Origin of the sequence: Turicibacter sp., from assembly GCF_017941855.1 — a bacterium.
GTDB classification, from domain to species: Bacteria; Bacillota_I; Bacilli_A; order MOL361; family Turicibacteraceae; genus Turicibacter; species Turicibacter sanguinis.
In genome coordinates this window covers 1-19,441 of the sequence record NZ_JAGAVR010000052.1, presented here as the reverse complement: position 1 = coordinate 19,441, position 19,441 = coordinate 1, and the positions used below count along the sequence as shown (strand labels likewise).

Below are 19,441 nucleotides of genomic sequence, written 5' to 3'. Positions count from 1 at the left end.
TCAAACTCTCCATAATAGTTTGTTTATATCCTAAGCTTCTTTTAAGAAACTTATTTTCTTAAAGTAATGTTTGTTGACGTTCTGTTTAGTTTTCAAAGAACTTCTTTGTCACTTGTTTCAGCGACTTGATTATCTTATCATATTTAACTCTTTCTGTCAAACACTTTTTTGAAGTTTTTTTAAATTCTTTCGATTTCTTTTTTTGTCTTCTTTCGACGACTTGATTATCTTACCACACACCATAATTTCTGTCAATATTTTTTAGAATATTTTTTTGAAACTATATTTTGAACGGTATTGTTTTTCAACACCTTTATATAATACTCATTCTGTCGAAAACTGTCAATCATTTTTTTATTTTTTTAAAAAAAATTCTCCTACTAATGAAAACACCCTTTGAAATAATATCTCCAAGGGTGTTTTGTTACTATATTAAATTTTCAGGGTTTAAACATTCCAGCTCTTTAATAACAAAACGTCCATTTTCACGAATCAATACATCATCAAAGTAAATTGATCCTCCTCCGTATTCAGGGCGTTGAATCAAGACTAAATCCCAATGAATTGCCGATCGATTTCCGTTATCTGCTTCTCCTTCATAGGCTTGACCTGGTGTGAAATGAAAACTTCCATCAATTTTCTCATCAAATAAAATATCTCCCATTGGGTGTTTAATTAGTGGATTAACTCCTATGGCAAACTCTCCAATAAATTTAGCCCCTTCATCAGTATTAAAAATTTCATTGAGTTTTTCGATATCATTATCCGCTGTCGCATTAACTATCTTTCCATCTTTAAACTCTAGTTTGACATTATTAAAAACAGTTCCTTGATAGGGACTAGGGGTATTATATTGAATTGTTCCGTTTACACTTTCACGAACCGGTGCAGTAAAAACCTCTCCATCAGGAATATTACATTCTCCAGCGCATGGCACCGCAGGTATACCTTTAATAGAGAATGTCAAATCAGTCCCTGGTCCAACAATATGAACTTGATCTGTTTTTTCCATTAAGTTTTTCAAGTTTTGCATTGCTTTATTCATTTTTGAATAATCCACTAAACACACATCTAATAAAAAGTCCTCAAATGCCTCTAAACTCATCTTCGCTTTTTGAGCCAATGCAGGAGTTGGATAATTCAATAATACCCATTGCTTTTCATTTACAATTAAATTTGAAACCGGTTTCGCAACGCGTGCCTGCATGACTTTAATCTCAGTTGGCACATCACTATATTCAGAATCATTTTCATCTGCAAATACTGAAACAAAAGCATCAATATTTTTATATTTATCTAACTGCCACTCTGTTACCTTCTCCATACGCTCTTCAGTATTACCCAGTGACAATTCTCTTCCAATTTCATCATCAAGAATTTCTGTATGTGGGAAAGCACCAAGTCGATATGTCTCCTTAATAAGCTCTTTAATCAATGGCTTTGCACAATAATTCCCCTTAATCAATACATGTTGTCCTGCTTGTATCTTATTTGAATACTCCAATAAAGATTTTGCTAACTTTTGTAATCTTGGATCACGCATTTTTTCACTCACCTTTTTATAAATCGATTTTTATATACATAATACCAATGCTCTGCAAAACCAGGTGCAAAAGGACCACGCCTATTTTCAATCATATCTATTAATATATCTAATTGTTGATAAATAATTGATTGAATTTCCTCTGGATAATCCATTTCACTCTTATGCTTTCTATATTCATCTTCATCCAAAATTTTATAGGTAAAATCCGGGAATACTTTTACATCTAAATCATAATCAATATATTTAATAGCTTTCTGATCATAAACAAAAGGTGAGCTTATATTACAGTAAAAATATACGCCATCCTTCCTTAGCATACATAAAACATTAAACCAATATTCAGTATAATAATAACAAACGGCCGGTTCTCTTGTGTACCAAGTTCTTCCATCTGATTCCATGACCAATGTTTTATTGTTAGCTCCAATTAATACTTGATCAGAGGCGTCTAAAATAGTTGTCTCGTGCCAAATACGATGTATATTTCCATTATGCTTATAACTATGAATTTCTACATGTTGCCCTATCTCTGGAGAATGCACCTCTCATCCCTTCTTTCCCTATCATTACATTTCCCTAATACATGTATTATTTTACCATACAATGATAATGAGTTGGATATTAAAGATAAGAAGATATCTTTTTATATAAATTCGGAACTGATTCTATAGCGTAGATTTTTTCCACACAATTACAATCTTTAAATATTAAGATACATGGAACAGAAAAAATTTCTTCTTTCATCGCTAAATCAGAATTATAATTCAAATTAATTTGTACAATAGGTAATGACTTTAAAATTTCACTAACTATGAACAACATTTTTTTTGCTAGAACACAGGTTCCACAAGTTGGGGTATGAGCTAAAGCCACAACAACAGAATTAATTTTATATAATTCCTTTAAATCTGGGTAATTAACTTCCTTTAAAGAATTCATTACTTACTCCATACATCTTTGTATGTATCTTCTTTAAACCCTAAAGTTACATCCTTCTCATTATATGCTAATGGGCGTTTCACTAACATGCCATCACTAGCAAGTAATGCATAACATTCTTCTAAAGTCATCTGCGATAATTTATCTTTTAAATTTAACTCGCGATACTTCATTCCGCTTGTATTAAAAAACTTTTTAATATTTTCACCAGATTTCTCGTGAATTGATTTAATTTCTTCTATACTTAAGGGCTCCTCTACAATATGTCTAACTGTATGATTTACACCTTCATCGTTTAACCATTTAATTGCCTTTTTGCAGGTACTACACTTTGGATAAATTAAGATATTCATATTTTTTCCTCCTTTTTTATGATTATACCCAAAATATGATTATATGTCAGTTGTATAAACTTTTAGAACAAAAAAAAACGATCACTAGTGATCGTTTTTTTTTGTAGTTTGTAGTCGTGTTGATATTTTTAAGGTTTTAAATGTTATTTTTGATTTGTTGATCCTAATTGTTGTTGAGCCATTTTTACTAATCGTTTAGTAATTTCTCCACCAACTGAACCGTTTTGACGAGCAGATGTATCTGCTCCAAGAGTTACACCTAATTCACTTGCAATCTCTGCTTTCATGTTATCGATTGCAGCTTGTGCTCCAGGTACTACTAATTTATTTGTTTGATTTGGCATGTCATTCACCTCCTGACAATCTTAATATGTGTCGTTTCGACAAATTAATACATTCATTTACGTTTTTTTTATAAAAAAAACTACCGATTATTAAGTCGGCAGTTTAAATTGATTATCTTATATCTGAAACTGATATAGCTGAATTAACCACATTAGATGGAATTTCAATTTTATTTCCTTTATTTCCGTCACTAATTTTAACTTTCAAATCAAAATACATAGTTGCTAATCGATCTTCACTGATTGTTGCAAAAAAAGAAGAATATGCTGTTTGAAGTTGCTTAATGATTTCTTGAATTCCATCTTTATAAGATAGCTCATACTCTAAAACTCGTTCTGTTTCTTTATCGATTGTAAAAATATAATTTACCTTTGGTGCTAATTGATAAATAGCGTTAATATCAATATCAGGTGATACATTTAATAATTCCCCAATTAGAATTTGAATCATTTGATCAGCCTTTAAAAAATCAACATAAACTGAAATAACTTGTTGTTCATTATTATCTTCTAATATCACAAAATCATTTGCATTTTCATTTTTCACTGTTTCTTTATAAATTTGATTTAAATAATCAAGATTATTAAAATCAACAAAATATTGATAATATTTATCTGAAGTTGGATCTATTTCTTTAAACCATTGCCCTCTATTTAAATTCATATATAAAATTTTATTCTGGGCCGACCATTGTGCATATTGCTCTAATTCAACCGTCATTGGTGAAACCCCATAGCCATTCATTCTAATCAAATAATTAAGATGCGACACCGTTGAATCAGATTGTGAAACATCTCCTTCACTGCTTAATTCCATTTGATATCCTAATATATCGTAATTAACATTCAAACTAACATGATACGTTTCCAGATTCTTAGTATTATTAATAACAGCTGCTAAGAATTGAGCCTGTCGATAGTTTTCATACCATCCCGTTTTCGTAATGAAGTATCCAACGGGGGTTAATAAAAGAATGAAAATGATAATACCCATAATTATTTTTTTATTCATTATTATTCTCCCTTTTTAATTGTTAATATTTCTATTTTATCATATTATTACCAATAACGGACGATTGTCATGTAAATGTTAGAGCTTAAATGATTGTATTTTTATTTTTTATTCGATATAATGACATCCGAGTATGCTAAAAAGGTTGGTGAGCCCGTATGAAAAAAGTACTAGGATGCATTCGTAAAGCAGATCAAGACTTTTCATTAATACAAGAAGGTGACAGAGTCGCTGTCGGTGTTAGTGGTGGAAAAGATAGTATGGCATTATTATATGCTCTTCATTTATATCAAAAATTTGCTCCTGTGAAGTTTGAATTAGTAGGAATTACATTAAAGCTTGGATTTCCAGGAATGGATTTCAATCCTGTTGTCGAATTCTGTAAAGAACACGGTATTGAATATCATTTAGTAGATACACAAGTTTATGAGATATTACAATTAAATGCAGACGAAAATGGAAAAATTCCATGTTCTTTATGTTCTAAGTTCAAGAAAGCTATTTTAATTAAGAAAGGTGTTGAACTTGGATGTAATAAGATTTCAATGGCGCATCATGCTGATGATGCAGTTGAAACATTAGTGATGAATACGATGTATAATGGATACATGGCAACATTTAAGCCAAAAATGTATTTAGATCGTACTGATGTTACTTTTATTCGTCCATTAGTTTATTGTTATGAGGATGATATTATTTCTGCGGCAAATCGTCATGTTCCGATTGTGCCGAGTACTTGTCCTATGGATAAGCATACGAAGCGCGAGGATGTTAAACAGTTGTTAAAGAAATTGTATCGTGATTATCCAATGGCAAAACAAAATATGTTAAATGCTTTATCAAATGGAGATCGTGTTTCATTATTTGATGACATTTCTGATAAAGAAGCTTAAAAGTGCAGTGAATATCACTGCACTTTTTTTATAGCTCATTGATTTTTATTTTATTCATTCCCTGACGAGTATAAATGATAAACTTATGTTCTTCATAAAATAAATAATCAATTTCATTTAGATTGGTTACTTCATGTTTACGCAATGTATCTTTTAACCATTGTTTTGATTGTCCAAAACTTTGAAGGGCTTTTTCTTTAATTGAGCCTGATACAATAAGGGGAAGAGGGAAAACTTTTGTTGGTAATTTTTTTTCAAACACAATGAGTTTACCATTCTTTTCAATAATGGCATACTGAACATCTTCTGGATTAACTACACCTTGAGTGCGAAGTAGCATGATAAAGTCATCTAAATCAATGCGTATTTTCCCAAGCTCAGAGTAATCGATTCTACCGTTTTTTATAATAAGTGAGGGTTCTCCATCTACAATGTCACGTACCTTTGTTTTATGTAACTGAATTTTTGACATTAGAACTTGGAGTGTTACAATCATGACAACGCCGCCAAAGGCATCAACCCAAAAAGATTCTTCAACGATACCCGAAGCTGCTATATTAGCAATTAAGATATTAATAACAACATCGACCGCACCTAGTTGGTTTAGTTCTCTTTTACCCATTATTTTATAGCAAACTAAGATGACAACATAAAAAAATGCTGCTAACAATATTGAAGCTAAAACTTCCATCATCTAAAACAACCTCATTCTATACTTTTTCTTATAATTATTATTTTGGCATTAAATTCTTTATAATATACAAAAAAACAGCATAAAAATCATGCTGTTTTTTTGTATATTATTCTACTCCTCGATGGTAGTGTCCTTTTGTATAATCTTGTGTTTGTTTATACTGTTCTAGCCAGTCAACATCAATATTCTTTGTTTGTAAGGCTGTTTGATAAGCAGTAATCGCCTGATGCATTTCTGCTTCTGTTTCATTTGTGAATTCTAAACGGAATTTAGAGACTCCCATTTTTTGAAGCTCTTGTAAGAATTCGATGAGGATTAAGTGCTGTGAATTAAAAATTTCTGTGATACAGTTTCCTGTGCGAAGCAGTGGAAGAATTTTGTTTTTGCGATCGCGTAGCCCAAATGGTGTGGTTAGACATAAGCGACAGAATTCTTGGTTTGGCTGGTTTAAAAGCTTCACAGGACAATGTTTAGTAATCATCATCGGAATTCGTGCAAAGACTATTGCTTCTACTGGTAAAGAGGCGTATTTTAACAGTGTACGTATTTGTTTTTGGTTGATTTCATAAGATAAAGTCGTTTGAGTGATTCCCAATTGTTTTAAAGCTTCGATACTTTGCACATTATTATTATTGAAAGCAAAATCACTCATTAGGTTGTATCCTGAATCCTTTAGTGCCTCTAGCATTCCGTATTCACCTAACATAACGGTTTGTAATGGTAATGATTCCAGAATCTCAACTGTTTCTTTAATTTCTTCATCGTTAATGATGCGTGGAAGTTGCGGAATGATGGTTTTATTGTATTGTTGTGCTAATTCCACTGCCTTTTTTAATGTTTTAATTTCTTTATAATAAATGGTTTCGATGTCTTGGCGTTCAAGGATTGTTTTTAACTGTTTTAGGTTTCTTACACTAACGCTAAGTGTTGTCGTTTCTGAATGTTTTGCAGGTTGTGGATTCGTGAGAGTGACGTGTGTTTTTTCACGTGTTTCAAAGTGGCGACTACGTTTTAATTCTAGTTGCCCAAGCACCTCGCGACGGATTTTATTAATCACAGAAATCGGCATGGTCACAGATTCATCCATATTCACGCTCAAGTAACCAAACTTAAATGGCGTGCTACCTGTTTTTTCAAGCTGTTGTTTGAGTCGTTCTTTTGAAAGCGGGGTGTTACTTGCAGCTTCGAAAAGTTCTTCCGTTTCAACGGTTACCATGTTTGAAGCGTCATCCCAAACCATGATACGCAGTGGTTCTCCAAGTTTAGCACTAACTTCTCCATAGATGTCGATTTTAGGAACTGTTTTCTCAGTGACTTCCACACGTTTTGCTAGGGAAACGGATGTCGTTTTGTAGACTGGCATGCCTTTAGTTACAGGGAATGGGCAGTCTAAATCAACGAGACCTGGATTGGCAAGTTTGACGTCTTGGCCTTTAACAAACATTTTTTGTACTTGAAGTCCTTGATCTTTTTGTCCGACGAATCGTAGTCCATCTCCTACTTCTAAGGCTGACGTGAGTTTGAGGGTTACGCGTTTTCCTTTGACGTTTGCCACTTCTCCAATTTTGATTCCTTTATGGTTTGGACGGTCAGCACTCATCCAGTTGAGACCTTTTTCACCAAACAGGAATCCTTTTGTGAATCCGCGACTGAAGATTTGGTCCATGTCGGCATGGGTTTGTTTTGATAGTTTGACTTTTTTGTTTTCTAGGTATTGGTCAATCGCCTCTCGGTAGGCTTTGACAACTGTTGCAACATATTCTGGCTTTTTGAGGCGACCTTCAATTTTAAATGAGGTTACTCCCGCTTCAATTAGTTCTCCAATATGGTCAACTGTTTTTAAATCGCGTGGGCTTAAGATGAAGTCTCCAACGTTTGAATCCAGTGTTTCACCACTTTTAAGGTCTACTAGTTCGTATGGCAGACGACATGTTTGGGCACAGGCACCACGATTTCCACTGCGTGCTCCTATCATACTACTCATTAAACATTGTCCTGAGTAACAAACACAAAGGGCACCGTGTACGAAGACTTCTAAATCGATATCAACGGCTTGTTTCATCGCTTTGATTTCTTCTAGTGTATTTTCACGGGCAACGACAACTCGGTCTGCTCCGAATGATTTTGCAAATTCTACTCCTTTTGTATTATGAAGTGTCATTTGGGTACTGAAGTGTAATTCGAAGTCTGGATATAGTTCTTTGACTAGATGAGCGACTCCGATATCTTGAACGATGATCGCATCAACGTCGTTTAGGTATAAAAAGTGAATATATTCTTGTAAGGCTTCGAGTTCTGCATCAAAAATTGTCGTATTCACAGTAACGTAAACTTTGACACCATGTAGGTGACTGTATTTGATTGTTTCAATTAGTTCTTCGTTTGAAAAGGCTGCTTCTTTCCTCGCGCCAAATGCAGATCCTCCCACATAGATGGCATCTGCACCATTTGAAACGGCGGCTAGTAATCCTTCGCGGTGACCCACTGGTGCTAATAATTCAATTGTAGACATATGATCCGCTCCATTTTTCAACTTTTATTTTCATTCATTGTAACATAATTCAGTTTTAGTTACCAATGACCTGTTAATAGATTTTTAGTTAAAGTTAGGATTTACTTATATAAATTTTGTAAAAATTAATATACTATTAATTGTATTCTACTGTCGTCTATTATAAAATTATGTAGTTATTCTGAGACTACTTATATAAACTATAGAAACTAGGTGAAGAAAATGGGTAAGGCAAAAGATGCTCGTGCTAAGAAGTACGGTTGTTTAAAAAGCTTTCTTATAATGGTATTAGTATTATTAATTTTAGCTGGGGCCGGTTATGTCGGGGCACATTTTATGTTATCGAAGCTTGATCGTCAACAACTAAATGACTTAACAATTTCTGAAGAGGTTTTAAGTAACAAAAAAGGTTCTGGGGTAACTAATATCGCATTATTTGGAGTGGATTCACGCGAGGATGCTTATGAAAATACGCGTTCGGATGCGATGATGGTTTTATCCTTTAATAACAAAACAAATAAAGCTTATATTACATCATTAGTTCGCGATACTTATGCTTATATTAATGAACAACATGGTTTTGAAAAATTAACACATGCTTATGCTTATGGTGGGGCAACTCTTGCTGTTCAGGCGATTAATCAAAACTTTGACCTAGATATTCAAAAGTATGTGACGGTTAACTTTAATGCCGTTGAGCATATTATCAATAAATTAGGCGGGATTGAGGTTGATATCCAAGATTATGAGTTGACTGAATTAAATCGTGTCATTGCAGAAATGAATGTTGAAGTTAGTGGTGAGCCAGCAGACTTAATTGATGGAACTGGAGTGCAGACATTAAATGGTCGTCAAGCTGTTGCGTATATGCGTATCCGTAAGGTGGGTAACGGAGATTATGAACGTATGGAGCGTCAACGACATGTCATTACGTTAACGATGCAAAAGTTAATGAGTTATAATAAAGTTAAACTACTCGGTTTAGTGGATGATTTCTTACCATATATTCAAACAAATTTAACAACAAATGAGATTATTTCTCTTGGAACTCAATTCTTAATGAGTGGCGTTACAGATGTTGAACAATTACAACTTCCAAGTACGGAGTTAAGTTATGGTGGAATTTTAAATGATGGTCTTTATTATTTAGTTCCTCGTACATTAAGCGACAATGTTATTGAATGGCATGATATTGTCTATGAAATGTCTGACTATCAACCATCTAGTACGGTTGCAACTTATAATCAGAAAATTATTAATAATACGGGTATCAAATAAAAGTGGCGGTCTCTTATGAGATCGCTTTTTTTGTCGAATCTTTTGAATATACGCTGGAAGATAATCATACTATAATATCTTTAAGCCAAATGATGAAGGAGGAATTTCTATGTATTTTCTTCTGGCGATTTCAATGGTTGCAATCCCTCTCCTACTCGTTCAATGGGCATATATGAAATGGGTCGGCGTGACGAAGGAAGCGACTCATCACAAGTCAAGTGATTATGTAGATGAAGCGTTCAAGATGAATTTCATTCAAGGTAAAGTAAATAAGTAAAAGAGACTACTCAAGCGAGATAGTCTCTTTTATTGTTAAATGATGTATTTGATTTCGTAAGGAATTTCTAGATGGCTAAGTCCGAATTCGAAGAGTTCTTTGATTTCAGCCATGGTTTCTTTTGAATAGACGTATTTTCCATATCCAAATTGTCCGTATTTATAGGTTCTTTTTTCATCATCCATTGGTAGTTTCGTTTCTTCAAAAATTTGCATGATGTGGTTTTTGGCTGTTGGGGTGTAGCGATGGGAGATGATTTCAAAAGTGATGGGGGTTTTTAGTTCTTCTTTTGGGAGATAGTCTTTTAGCATCTTGATGAGCATTAAGTAGTCTTCTTTCCAGTGCGGATAGATAAAAACGGGTGCGATTAAGAAACCGACTGGATATCCGGCTTTAATGGCTTTTCTAGCAGCTTCAATTCTTTGTTTTGCACGCGGTGTAGAGTGTTCAAAGCTTTCGATTACCGTATCCGTGTTAATTGAGAATCTCATTTCGGTGTGGCCATTATGTTTTAGGAAGAGCAAGTTATCGATGTCGGTAAATTTGGTGACGAATCGGAATCTGGCATTTGGTTCTTTGGCAAAGAATTCGATGGCTCTTTCTAAAGCATGGGTATAAGGTTCGACTGGAACAGGGTCTGAGGTTGCAGATCCTTCAAAAATAGTTGGGTTAAACTTCCCAGTTTGGATATAGCGTTTAGCTTTTTTGAGAATATCTTCTTCATTGACATAAATACGAGTAAATGGCTTATCTTTTAGATTAGTATTTAAATAGCAGTACTCACATTTTCCAATGCATCCGGTAACGAGTGGAAGTTGATAGTGAGCAGATGGTTTACATGATTGGAATTCGAGTGTTCGTCTGACACCAACGACGAGAACTCGTTTTCCGGTTTCGTATTTTTCTTGTGGAGTTTTCCCCCTTAAAAAATTGACCCGATTATTTTCTAATATTTCAACTGGAACTCCATGTTCTAAGAACTGTCTTTGCAATTCTTTTCCTAGTTTATAGTCTAATGCTTCTTTTTCGATGTAAACTTTTTTTGGAATAAACAAGATACTTCACCTCCTAATGCTTAGTATTTATCGATTTTTGTAAAGTATTTGTTTTTTTAGTTGGAAGATGCTTGTTTTTATCAATTTAATAAAAAAGATGTATCCATTAGGGATACATCCTCTTTTTTTAGATTCGATTGGCCGCTTTTAGGCGGTTATAGCGACGTGTCATATAAATTTGAAAAAGGGCGGCTGATGGAATCGAAACGATCATTCCAAGCATTCCAAGATAGTGTCCACCTATTAAGATGGCGATAAGAACCCAGACTGGGTTGAGTCCAACGCTATTGCTTAGAAGTTTAGGTTGGATGACGTTGGCATCAAGTTGTTGGTAGATAGTTAGTAAGACGAGAGATAATATGGCCATCTTAAGGCTTGAGAAGAGCCCAAGAAGACCTCCTAGTACGGCACCAAGTATTGGTCCAACATAGGGAATAACGTTAGCAACACCGGTAACGAGTCCAACGAGTAGTGCAAAGGGATGACCGATGGCAATTAAAATAAGGGATGAGAAGATCCCTGCCAAAATGGCAGCAATAAGCTGGGCAATTAAGAAGCCACCAAAGACGGCATCTAAATCTTTTAGGAATTGTTGGCTTCTTTTGAGTCCATTTGGTGTGAGTAAGGTTTGTCCGGCTTTGTAGACTGATCTTGTTAGTGTTTCTTTATCTTTAAGGAAGTAAATGGATAGGATAATGGTTGTTAAGACACTAATAATAAATCCTGTCATATTTGTAATCATGCCGGTTCCAAATTGAAGGATTTGGGTTGCGATATAGCTTAATAAGTTGGTAATGGCACGTGTGATTTCATTAATTTGTTCTTCTGTTATAAAAGATTGAATATATGGACTAATGTCATCTATATATTTGTTGAAGGTCTGATGCAGAGCTGGAATTGAGTCGACTAGTAGTTTTAGGTTGGTGATAATAGGCGGAATAATCGTATTAAATAATAATAAAATTAGCATTACAACGAGAGAGACAACAATTAAAAGACTGATTCCTCGTGAAGCACCTGATGAAAGGTCCCTTTTCATAAGTTTTTTAGTCATTTTTTGGAGATTTTTTTCGACGAATACGGTTGGTTTCCATAAGATGTAGGCAATCGCAAATGCAATGATAACAGGGGTGATGACAGCCATGAATTCTTTGATAGCTGCGATGATCAATTGAAGATTTTGAATGAGATTGAAGGCAAGAATCAAAGCTAATCCAACGGTAAAGGCCATGATGCTGTATAGGAGTTTTTTATTGTTTTTTAGATGTGCAAACATGTGATTCCTCTTTTCTAACGTAAAATATTAAACCAATTTTACCATTTAATCGAAGATAAATAAAATCTAAATTGTCTTTTTATTTCATCCAATTTACTTTAGTGATAACAAAAAAGAATCCAATAGTTGGATTCTTTTTTGTTATTTGTTAGATTTTACTTTTCGAACATATAAAGAACTTGAAGTTGTAAATCATCAAAGTGATCAATGAAGCCAACATAAAGTGTATAAACACCAGAGTCTAATGTGTTAACATCAATGGTAATAAATCCATTCTCATCAATCATCGTTTCAAGTGTCGTCTCCTCGAAGGTTCGATTATTTCTTAAAGATAAAATTGGCAATAGGTTTTCACCTTTTCGATTAATCACATCGAATTTAAATTGAATTTTTCCATCTTGCGGGGTTAACATTCCACCCTCGATGATTTGGTATTCTATTTTAACATTTACCAATTTTGTTAATGAAGATAATGGAGACAAATCTTTAATTTCATTATATGAAATATCTAATGTCTCTAGATTGTTTGCATACTCTAATCCTTTTAGGCTAGAAATACGAGAAGAGCTCACATTTAATTCAGTTAATTTTAATAAATCCCCTAGTGTAATCTCTGTTGTTGCTAAATTTAATTGGCTAATGATAGCTGATTTTAAAATTGAATCTTCAAACTCAATAACTTGAGTTAAATCGATTATTTCTTCTAATCCATTTATTGCGGATTGCAGTTTTTCAATCATTTGATCGACGTCTGCTTGTTGACTATCATTCGCCTTAAGCATCTCCATTGCTTGATTAATAGTCGTTTGTAAAAGGGCAATACTTTCTTCTGTATAACCTTCTAAATCAATCAGGTTCGCCTGCTCTACTAACTCAATTAATAATTCGTAATTTGTTGCCACAATTAATTGTTCTAAAGCTTGTGCCAATTGATTTGTTAATTCATTGATAATTTCTTGCGTATAACCCGCTGCTAATTGTTCATTAACCCTTGTGACAACCGAGATTAATTCACTCCAAGATGCTTCTGTATAATGGTTTGCATTTAACTCACTGATGCTTGTTAGTAAATCATCGAGTTGTGTTCGATCAATTCCCACACTTTCACTGTTGGCAAAATGTAGTTTTGTATCTCCCCAAGTGGCGTGATCTGATCCATCACCATTTCCACCATCTTTAACGACTAGTTTAAGTTGTTTTGCTCCAGCGATGCTAACTTCAACATATTTTTTAGCATCACGTGAATTCATGACCCCACTATCAAAGGCTAATTCATTATCAACAAAGACTTCAAATTGTACACTTCCAACACTTCCATGCATGGCACGATCTACCCCAACATATGCTGAGAAAATATCGTAGTTTTTGTCACTTAAGTCATACATAATTGTTGCCGTTGAGTGGGCTCCAATTCCTCGTTCGTAAGTTGCAACCGTTCCATCTTCGTTTGTTAAGCGTAATGTATTTGAGCTTGCCGATTGATCTTTTTTTGTACTTCCATAGCTTTGTTTAGCTGAAGTCCAATCATAATCTGTTAAGTAGTCGAAGTCTTCTAAGTTGACAACCGAAATATGGCGCGTTTTTTCAACTGTATTACCATCAGAGTCTGCAACTTTATAATGAATGCTATACACTCCTGGTTGATTAAAGTTGATGCCTTCTAATCCACTCACGATGACAGACGGTGTTATATCACCATCTTCTTGATCGATGGCTTGATAAATACCTGCTATATTTTCTAATGTTTCCCCAACTTTAACCGCTATATCTTTTTCAACAGTTAAAACAGGAAGTTTCGCTTGTAACACTTGTTCTGCTTTGACAAAGTAGGCTTCAAATAGTTCATAGGCTGGATAACTTGCTTGAATTTCTTCTTTGAAAGCATTTAGCTTTTCAAACGTATTATAAGCTTCAGCCACTTCTGTTTGTGTTTCATCTGTAAATAATTGAGTTTGAAGTTTTTTCGCAATCTCATCTTGTTTATAGAATGAAACATTTCCTATTGATGCCCACCCTTGATTCGCTTCAACGAAGACAAATTTGACACGACGAACGTCTTGACGATTTAAAGTGAATTGAATGACATCATTAGTATTTCCTGTATAGGTTCCTGCTCCGGCATAGATAAAGTCATTTCCTGTTGCTTCACTTGAAACATAAACTTCAAATTTTGTTGCAAATCCTTTTCCACCACGACGCCCCGCATACGTCATCGTTGCGACATCCGAATTTGTTCCTAAATCGAACACGACTTCATTTTTAAAGGTTGGACTGTTTGGTGAATTTGTTTCCCAATGCGCATTTAAATCTGATGTTATTGCATTTGCAATCACACTACTTCCATAATGTCCGGCATTATTAGAAACTGATGCGACTGGAATTTTAAACATTTCGTTATACGCTGCTAATTGACTAAATTGACCGTATTTTGATTTTATTACTGTAAAATCTTCATACACAACAACATAAGCCGTTTTTTCCACCTTATTACCATCGCTGTCACTAACTCGGTAAGTCACTTCAAAGCGTCCCACTTTATTTTCTTCAAAGTTATTTGAAATGATTTCAATTTCCTCTGTTAAATCTCCATCTTCTGCGTCAGTGGCATTTAATCCTGCCCTAAAATCAACCGCTTCTCCTAAGTAATAGGTTTGATCCATCACCGTTAAGCTTGGTTTAGCATTGTTTGTTGTTAAAATAGGATGAGCAATCACCCCATGATCACTTGTATTTCCATTTCCGGCATCATTGACTTCAATTACTAATTCATTTACACCTTGAATTGGAACTTTAATCGCCACCATATTATCAGCATGACGTAATGTATTCGTTGTCGCTACAACTTCTCCATCGGCTTTAATCACAAATTTAATACTTGAATTGGTTTGTTCAACGATGGTCATATCCACACCGACTAAGGCTTCAAAATAGTCATAGTCTAAGTCTGATAAATCATAGGTAACACTAGATGTTGCATGAATTCGAAGTCCATTTTCAAAGTTTTTAACGTCTCCATTCACACGACCTTTAATATCTGTTTTACGAATTGTTCCATAACCTAACTTAGAGTCTGACCACTGTAAATCTGATAAGTAATCATAGTCACTTACAACGATTACAAGAATCGTTTTAGTTGCAGTTACTCCGTGATCTTCGACTGTATACTCAACTGAGTAAGTTCCTTTTTCTTCCGTATTAACGGCTCCACTGACAACAATTGAATCCGTCATATCCTCTCCAAGATAGTTTGTTGCCTTCACTAAGTCCATTGGATTGAATGATTCGTGAAGTTTAATGGTATATGTCTCTTGCTGTACATGAAGCGATGGTGATAGCGATTGAATGCTAACAGGGGTTGCTGTGTGTAATGTTTTATCATAAGCAACAACCGTATACTCAACTTGTTCGCCAATAACGGCCTCGGTATCAATAAAGCTATTAGTTGAGGTAAATCCGATTAATTCGCCACTTTTAAAGATTTCATATCCCATGACATCATTTGAGGCACTTTGATTAACATGGAATGTGAGTTTAATTTGATCTGATAATGTCGATAGATTGAGTGCTGTGGTGACATTATCATCAAATCCCGTTCCCTCGTATTCGATGTAATCATAATTAGCGTACCAAGTCTTCACATTTGGTTTTTCATATTGTCTAGTGAATTCTTTTGTTTCATCTGACACGAAGAATCCATGGCGTTCAAAATGTTCCGTTAAGTCCAACTCTAAAGCAATACTAGAATATTTAGCTAATTGATTTAATTTATCATTAGCTGTATTACTCGAATCTAACACGACATTATTTTCACGATACAGGCTATTTAATTTCCCCCAATAACCTGGATAGATCATTTCAAGTTGCCAAAATACTGCTAATTGTTCAAAATATCCACCTGCATAATAGGCGTTATTATCTGTTGCAATTACATTTTTATAAACGTGGCTTTCAAATGGAATTCGTTTATTTGGTTTATTGTAATAATATGATGAGAACTGAGGAATCATGTTATTCGTCACTTCTCCAATTGTTCGAACGCCAATATCTAAACGGTGCCCCATTTCATGGTCAACACCCCATCCACCAATGCTCGTTAGCATTGAAACCATCACATCGCTTTGAACACCGATATGATTTCCTGCTGCATACATATATCCAAATGGTTGTGCTAAACGGATATTTTCACGTGTATACTTCACATCATGTTGCAGGCTACTTCCGTCTAACCCTAAGTAATCAAATACCATGTCCATATGATCATTGTACATATTAACGGTATTCATTGGGCCAAATTCTTGCTCGATATACGCTGTATAAGCCCCCGTTGCTGTCCCAGTGAATACTAGGTGATCAGAAACAACTTCAACGACATCAATCATTTGACGATCCATTACATCTGGATTAGCGGCCTTATCTGCATCTAGACGAGTTTTATAATCTTTTAGTAAGTCTAAAAATTCTTGTTCATTTGTATTAGCATCCATCATTGGGAATTTTTCAACCCCCTCAGCGAATCGGATAATAGGAGCTTTAGATTGTTGTTCCTCTGTATATGGATTTAAAATATAAACGGCACCACCAGGGGTCACACTATGATTATACCATCCATCATTTTGTGAAACTGTCGGTACTGTAATAACATTTTTCCCAATATGTAAGCTAACTGTTCTTCCCCAATTTGCAAAACTTCCTTCTTGCTGTGAAAAAACTAATTGTGGTAGCGGTTGTCCAGGCTCTGCATCCACATAAACTGTAATTTCTTTACCTGCTAAAGCAACAATTCCTGTTGATTGGAAGTTATCCCCGAATCCAAATTTTAAATTTTGACTGGCGTGAGCATTACGATCCCCATGCTGTTCGGCAACAACTGTTTTAATAGTTTGTAACTCCCCGTTCAAAATATCTTTTGCAATTTGAATCTCTTCTAAGTAAACAGTTGCTAACGGATGTCCTTCAACCTCTGCTTCTAACACTGCTAATTTTTCAATCGTATTATACGCTTCAGATACGGTATCCATTAATCCATCCGTAAATAAGTTTTTCATTTGATTTAAGACAGTATCTTCTTTGTAAACGCGAATATCTCCAATAGATGGTCTATCTTGATAAGCCTCTTCAAAGACAAATTTAATACGTTTTGCTTTGGTCGAATCAAACTTGATTTCTAACATATCATTTGTAACAGTATAACCACCTTCTGAAACTTTTTGGAAATTATCCCCTGATCCGACCGGTGAAATATAAATACTAAACTTGGTTGGAAATCCTTTATTAATTGTTCTCGCCTTATAGGTTAAACGATCGATTTCGGTTGCTTTATCTAAAGTTAATACGACTTCATTCTTAAATGTTTCACTATTAGGGGTTCCTGTCTCCCAGTGAGTTGTTACATCTTCATCAATCGCATAATTTATTGCTGCTCCACCATAACTTCCACCATTATTACTAATATTAGAAATGTTTACACGAAATTGCTCATCATACTGATTGATATAATCCGTATAGAAAGGTGTAAACTTTGACACGTTTGATGTTCCGGATTGAATAACACCAAATTCTATTAATTCTTTTGCTAAATTTAATTTTTCAAGATATTCGTCCGCAAATGGATGATTTTTTGATAATTCGATCAAGGAATTAAGTGCACCAAGAGTTCCAAATTCAGGAGTGATTTCACTCATTGAAGGATCAACGAATAATCGATTCATCATTTCTGATAAGCTATCTTGTTTATAAATTCCAAACTCAGAGGCAACTGCCCAATCTTCATATCCCTTAGTAAACACAAATTTAATTCGACGTGCTTCTGTTGGATTAAATAATATTTCCATCGTATGATTCGTATCAATTGACATTTGTCCACTGGTTACCTTTTCAAACGTTTCTCCCTGGCTAGTTTTTGAAATATAAATTTCAAATTCTTGAGCAAAACCGCGTGAACGATTATTGGTATACATGATTCGGTTAACTGTTGTTAATTCATCCAAGGTCACAATCACTTCATTTGTATGAGTTGATGTATTTTGTTTTCCTGAATGCCAGTTAGTATTGAAGTTACCATCAATTGCTTTAGTAATATCATTCGATGCGTATTGCCCACCATTTGTTGTAATACTTGTAATTTTTTCAGAAGGAATTTTATATAACTCGTCATATGCCTCTAATCGTTCATCCGCTAATGAAGTGAATTTAGATACAATCGCATTCATATAAACAACTTCCATACTCTCAAGTAAAACTCGTGCATTATTAAAATCTTCTTTATACTCATCGTATAAAGGATGATTCATCACTGTGGCTTCGAATTCATTTAATTTTTCAAGTGTATCAACATGGGAACTTAATTCATTTTTTGATTCATTCGTAAACATTTCATTCATTTGTTCAAGAATAGCATCTTCTTTATAGAACCAAAATTCTGAAGCACTCGCCCAATTTTGATTAGCTTCTTTAAAAACAAATTTAATTTTTTTTACTGTCATCGTTGGAAATTTAAATTCTAAAAGATCTCCTGTTGTTTTATGTTCTCCCGTTACTAATAATTGATAATCTTCATCGCTTCCACTTAAAGAACCATAAATTTCGAATTCAGTTGGAAATCCTTTACCTTTTGCTGAATCTTGTCGAGTCGCATAGATTAAACGATTAATGGATTCAACTTCTTCAAATTCAAAGACAACTTCATTTTTAAAGGAAGAATTATTCTGCTTTCCGGTTTCCCAATGAGTTGATAAATTTCCATCAATTGCTTTATCAATTGAACTTGATGAATACTGTCCCCCGTTATTCGTAATCGATTTAATTTGACTAGTTGCTATTTTAAATTGTTCATTATACGATTCAAAGTTACGATAATTTGTTAAGGTAAATGGCGTAATTGTTGCTGTAACACTTTGCATACTTTTTGATTCATTTAAATCGACTACCGTTTCTTTTGCTAATTCACTAGCATAAATGTCGATCATTGGTGAAAAGTTAGATGCTATCAATGATACTGCTAAAATAGCTGATAGTTGTTTTTTCATACTTCGTCCCCCTTGGAAAATTTTTAAGGATTATTCAATAAAATAATGGAATATTCGCCTCTTATGTGACTAAGAAAACTATTCCTGCCTAAGAAAACAAAAAACTACCCTAAAGGGTAGTTACCATCTAATTTAAGCACCACAAAAAGTTCATAACTAATCAACATCATGTTAGTTTTAATCAATTTATGACGAACAAAGAATAGATTTTCTTCGGCAACTGGCTAGCATAGTCTC

Annotated in this window: 14 protein-coding genes; 3 read left to right on the top strand and 11 right to left on the bottom strand. The window is 34.2% G+C overall.

The genetic code is table 11. The features are described 5' to 3' along the window. Positions 1 to 427 precede the first annotated feature (427 nt). The 6 genes from J6D32_RS07180 to J6D32_RS07155 all read right to left on the bottom strand — a co-directional run bounded on the left by J6D32_RS07180 (position 428) and on the right by J6D32_RS07155 (position 4,194). Complete coding sequence (locus J6D32_RS07180; protein ID WP_055166224.1) at positions 428 to 1,543, bottom strand: aminopeptidase; 1,116 nt, start codon at positions 1,541 to 1,543, stop codon at positions 428 to 430. Between the two features lie 8 nt (positions 1,544 to 1,551). After that, complete coding sequence (locus J6D32_RS07175; RefSeq protein WP_006783174.1) at positions 1,552 to 2,088, bottom strand: DUF402 domain-containing protein; 537 nt, start codon at positions 2,086 to 2,088, stop codon at positions 1,552 to 1,554. A 79-nt stretch (positions 2,089 to 2,167) separates the two neighbouring features. Then, on the bottom strand, positions 2,168 to 2,485 hold the full coding sequence (locus tag J6D32_RS07170; protein ID WP_006783173.1) for a thioredoxin family protein: 318 nt from the start codon (positions 2,483 to 2,485) through the stop codon (positions 2,168 to 2,170). Continuing rightward, positions 2,485 to 2,838: an arsenate reductase family protein gene (locus J6D32_RS07165; RefSeq protein WP_006783172.1), complete on the bottom strand. Its 354-nt coding sequence runs from the start codon at positions 2,836 to 2,838 to the stop codon at positions 2,485 to 2,487. Before J6D32_RS07165 ends, J6D32_RS07170 begins: the two co-directional genes overlap by 1 nt. 143 nt (positions 2,839 to 2,981) lie before the next feature. After that, positions 2,982 to 3,182 (bottom strand): alpha/beta-type small acid-soluble spore protein, encoded by a 201-nt coding sequence (locus J6D32_RS07160; protein WP_155225079.1) that lies wholly within the window; start codon positions 3,180 to 3,182, stop codon positions 2,982 to 2,984. Between the two features lie 112 nt (positions 3,183 to 3,294). Further along, positions 3,295 to 4,194, bottom strand: coding sequence for a hypothetical protein (locus tag J6D32_RS07155; protein ID WP_006785013.1), 900 nt, complete (start codon positions 4,192 to 4,194; stop codon positions 3,295 to 3,297). Between the two features lie 158 nt (positions 4,195 to 4,352). Here J6D32_RS07155 and J6D32_RS07150 point away from each other — a divergent pair, with 158 nt between their 5' ends. Further along, positions 4,353 to 5,087, top strand: coding sequence for a tRNA 2-thiocytidine(32) synthetase TtcA (locus J6D32_RS07150; protein ID WP_006785014.1), 735 nt, complete (start codon positions 4,353 to 4,355; stop codon positions 5,085 to 5,087). 28 nt (positions 5,088 to 5,115) lie between these two features. Here the strand turns inward: J6D32_RS07150 and J6D32_RS07145 are convergent, their stop codons facing one another. Beyond that, positions 5,116 to 5,781 carry a DUF421 domain-containing protein gene (locus J6D32_RS07145; RefSeq protein WP_055166230.1) on the bottom strand — a complete coding sequence of 222 codons (666 nt, stop codon included), beginning with the start codon at positions 5,779 to 5,781 and terminating at the stop codon, positions 5,116 to 5,118. 106 nt (positions 5,782 to 5,887) lie between these two features. Beyond that, positions 5,888 to 8,293 (bottom strand): U32 family peptidase, encoded by a 2,406-nt coding sequence (locus J6D32_RS07140; RefSeq protein ID WP_006785016.1) that lies wholly within the window; start codon positions 8,291 to 8,293, stop codon positions 5,888 to 5,890. A gap of 222 nt (positions 8,294 to 8,515) precedes the next feature. Here J6D32_RS07140 and J6D32_RS07135 point away from each other — a divergent pair, with 222 nt between their 5' ends. Together J6D32_RS07135 and J6D32_RS07130 are read left to right on the top strand one after the other, a co-directional pair. Then, a complete protein-coding gene (locus J6D32_RS07135; RefSeq protein ID WP_006785017.1) occupies positions 8,516 to 9,571 on the top strand; it encodes an LCP family protein in 1,056 nt (351 codons plus the stop codon). Positions 9,572 to 9,680: 109 nt separating this feature from the next. Further along, a complete protein-coding gene (locus J6D32_RS07130; protein ID WP_006785018.1) occupies positions 9,681 to 9,848 on the top strand; it encodes a hypothetical protein in 168 nt (55 codons plus the stop codon). A 35-nt stretch (positions 9,849 to 9,883) separates the two neighbouring features. Here the strand turns inward: J6D32_RS07130 and splB are convergent, their stop codons facing one another. The 3 genes from splB to J6D32_RS07115 all read right to left on the bottom strand — a co-directional run bounded on the left by splB (position 9,884) and on the right by J6D32_RS07115 (position 19,204). Beyond that, complete coding sequence (gene splB / locus J6D32_RS07125) at positions 9,884 to 10,903, bottom strand: spore photoproduct lyase (RefSeq protein WP_006785019.1); 1,020 nt, start codon at positions 10,901 to 10,903, stop codon at positions 9,884 to 9,886. A gap of 127 nt (positions 10,904 to 11,030) precedes the next feature. Then, the gene (locus tag J6D32_RS07120) at positions 11,031 to 12,179 is read right to left on the bottom strand and encodes an AI-2E family transporter (RefSeq protein ID WP_129821763.1); all 1,149 of its coding nucleotides are present in this window, start codon (positions 12,177 to 12,179) and stop codon (positions 11,031 to 11,033) included. A 155-nt stretch (positions 12,180 to 12,334) separates the two neighbouring features. Further along, complete coding sequence (locus J6D32_RS07115; RefSeq protein WP_287467471.1) at positions 12,335 to 19,204, bottom strand: NPCBM/NEW2 domain-containing protein; 6,870 nt, start codon at positions 19,202 to 19,204, stop codon at positions 12,335 to 12,337. Positions 19,205 to 19,441: the final 237 nt, after the last annotated feature.